Raw genomic sequence first — 3149 nt, forward strand, 5'->3', positions numbered from 1 at the left:
CATAAATAATAAAATCACTAACTAAATATATCTGTTTTCATTTTATTTTTTTTGTAATCTAAGTTATTTCCCAACAACTCTATTATAGTTAGCCTATCGAATACTTATCATCTCTCATCTAAGCTGATTAAATCACAGGCAATTCAACATGTCACTGACTACGCTGAGACCATCAAAGAAGCTCGTACACTATACAGTTCAGAAGTAGTCGCCCATGCTATGACAATTGAAGGTCTTAGTATTACTCACGACTACAAAACGAAAGAAGAAGCAATTCCCCTACCAGCAACATTTTTAATTGAACTAGGTGAGCGTATCCAGTTAAAAAATCCAGGAATGTCAGTCCGTCTTTACAGTAACTATCCTTTTCCTTGGCGTCAAGCAGAAGGTGGCCCTAGAGACGATTTTGAACTCAAAGCTATCCGCCATTTGGAAAAAAACCCAGACTTACCATTCTATAAGTTTGTTGAATTTCAGGGGCGTCCTTCATTCCGATACGCTCAAGCAGACATTATGAAACCCAGTTGCGTTAGTTGTCATAATAATCACCCAGATAGTCCAAAAAAGGATTGGAAAGTTGGGGATGTACGGGGTGTTTTGGAAATTACTCAACCTCTAGATAGTACCATTAAGATGACTAATGCTGGATTGCGAGATACATTTTTTACTTTAGCAGGATTATCTGTTCTGGGAGTTGCCGGACTAACTTTGGTCATTTCTAAACTCCGACGGACTTCAACAGAATTAGAGCGACGTGTAGTTGAACGTACTGCTGAACTGGCAGAGGAAAAGGAAAAGTCAGAATCTCTACTACTGAATATTTTACCAGAACAAATAGCAGAAAGATTAAAGCAAGGACATCAGCAAATTGCTGATGGCTTTGCAGAAGTGACAATTCTGTTTGCTGATATTGTCGGTTTTACTCTACTTTCAGAAAAAATTCCCCCTGAAGAGTTAGTCATATTACTCAATAAAATATTTTCAGAATTCGATCGCTTGAGCGATCGCCACGGACTAGAAAAAATTAAAACTATTGGAGATGCTTACATGGTTGCTAGTGGTTTACCCATCCCACGGACAGATCATGTTGAGGCAGTAGCAGAAATGGCACTTGATATGCAGCAAGCGATCGCTAAATTTAATCTAGAGCATAATTGTCAACTAAGTATCCGCATTGGCATTAATTCTGGACCTGTTATTGCTGGAGTTATTGGCACCAAAAAGTTCATTTACGATCTGTGGGGTGATGCAGTCAATACTGCCAGTCGCATGGAATCTCATGGAATTCCTGGTGCAATTCAAGTTACGACTAGCACTTATCATTTATTACAGAATAAGTATATTTTTCAGGAGCGTGGTGTTATATCTGTTAAAGGTAAAGGGGAAATGAAAACTTATTTATTGGTTAGTAGAAAAATAGGTAAAAAAAAAGAAATCAGCAACAGAATTGACAGAAAAATAGATATTTCAGAATCAAAAATCAATCCACTAGATATTAAGGGATTAGGGGAGTAGTAAACATAAGAATAATTAACACCAACTAGCGATCTAATTTGGACTGTTTAAACTCAAATGTTGCGATAGAAAATTGTCATAAGATTGCTATCCTGACGGACTGCTCCGCAAACACTATCGTTTGCTATCGCAAAGCTTCGCTAACGCAATGACAATTCTAACGTACTAAATTAGCTGCAACAGTCCACTACAACAAAATACCCGCAATACAAGCAGTCATAAAACAAGCAATAGCTCCACCAATCATTGCCCTAACTCCCAATTTTGCTAGATCGTGCTGTCGTGATGGTGCAATAGCACTAATTCCACCTATCTGTACAGCAATGGAACCAATATTAGAAAATCCACATAAAGCATAAGTAGCAATAATTTGTGATCGCTCGGAAATAACATTTACTGTTTCACCTTTTTGAGCATTTTCAATCAGTGTCTTTAAATCTAAATAAGCAATAAATTCATTCAAAATTGTTTTCTTTCCTAGCAAAACCCCCACTTCAGCACAGTCAGCCCAAGGTACTCCCATCAACCAGGCGACAGGAGCAAATAATAACGAAAAAATCCACTCCAAGGATAACTGAGGCAAACCCACACCAGCACCTATCCATCCCAATAGTGCATTTACCATTGCCACCAACCCGATAAAAGCAATCAACATTGCTCCCACATTGACTGCTAATTTTACTCCATCTTTAGCACCTATTGCTGCTGCATCAATAACATTAGCATAAGTCTGCTTTACCTCCACCTTAACCGTTCCCGCAGTCGGAGACTCTTCTGTTTCTGGAAACAAGACTTTTGATATTGCCAATGCTGCGGGTGCTGACATTACTGAAGCTGCAATCAAATGTTCGGCAGGAACTCCAAAAGAAATATAAGCTGCCAATACTCCTCCAGCAACTGTAGCAAAACCACCTGTCATCACCGCGTGTAATTCTGAGTTAGTCATAGTTTCCACATAAGGTTTAATCATCAACGGTGCTTCTGTTGAACCCACAAAAATATTAGCGGAACAAGAAAGAGATTCTGCGCCGGAAGTTTTCATAGTTTTCAGCATTATCCATGCAAATGCTTTGACTACTTGTTGCAAAATTCCATAGTGATACAAGATAGTAATTAATGAAGAGAAAAAGATAATTGTTGGGAGTATCTGGAAAGCAAAAAAGTGGTCGAGATAGCTTTCTCCAAAGACAAATTTTGCCCCTGCATCAGAAAATTTGAGTAACTGACTAACTACATCTGCAAGAAATTTAAACACTACTAAACCTGTTTTAGTTTTTAAAATTAGCAGTGCAAATAATAGTTGTAAACCTATTCCCCAGAAAACAGGTTGCCACTGAATTTTTTCTCTTTTAGCAGATAAAAGAGTCGCTAAACCGACAAAAACTATTAATCCTAGTGCTGATATTAATCTTTCCACAATCGCTTATATTTCCTCTAATTGATTCTATTTAAAACCCCGCCCTTAAAGACGAGGTTTTACTAAAATAATGCTAAAAAAAAACTTTAGATTAAATCAGTCTCTAAAATAATAGATATAATCAATTTTTACCTAATAATTAAGGTTTAAAGCCTCTCATGATCAAGGATAAACAATGAATTTATTTTCCTTTTATTCAATCCAATCCGTTTTAGGG

Annotated in this window: 1 protein-coding gene and 2 pseudogenes; 2 read left to right on the top strand and 1 reads right to left on the bottom strand. The window is 37.2% G+C overall.

Going from position 1 to position 3149, the window contains the following annotated elements; translation table 11 throughout:
- Window positions 1-141 precede the first annotated feature (141 nt).
- Window positions 142-603 (top strand): annotated as a pseudogene (locus tag AFK68_RS44190) (DUF3365 domain-containing protein); the annotation flags it as partial.
- 120 nt (window positions 604-723) lie between these two features.
- Window positions 724-1515 (top strand): annotated as a pseudogene (locus tag AFK68_RS44195) (adenylate/guanylate cyclase domain-containing protein); the annotation flags it as partial.
- 187 nt (window positions 1516-1702) lie between these two features.
- Here AFK68_RS44195 and AFK68_RS04490 read toward each other — a convergent pair.
- On the bottom strand, window positions 1703-2932 hold the full coding sequence (locus AFK68_RS04490) for a NupC/NupG family nucleoside CNT transporter (protein ID WP_094671765.1): 1230 nt from the start codon (window positions 2930-2932) through the stop codon (window positions 1703-1705).
- Window positions 2933-3149: the final 217 nt, after the last annotated feature.

The organism is Hydrocoleum sp. CS-953, from assembly GCF_002260545.1.
In the GTDB taxonomy this organism is placed as follows: Bacteria; Cyanobacteriota; Cyanobacteriia; order Cyanobacteriales; family Microcoleaceae; genus Trichodesmium.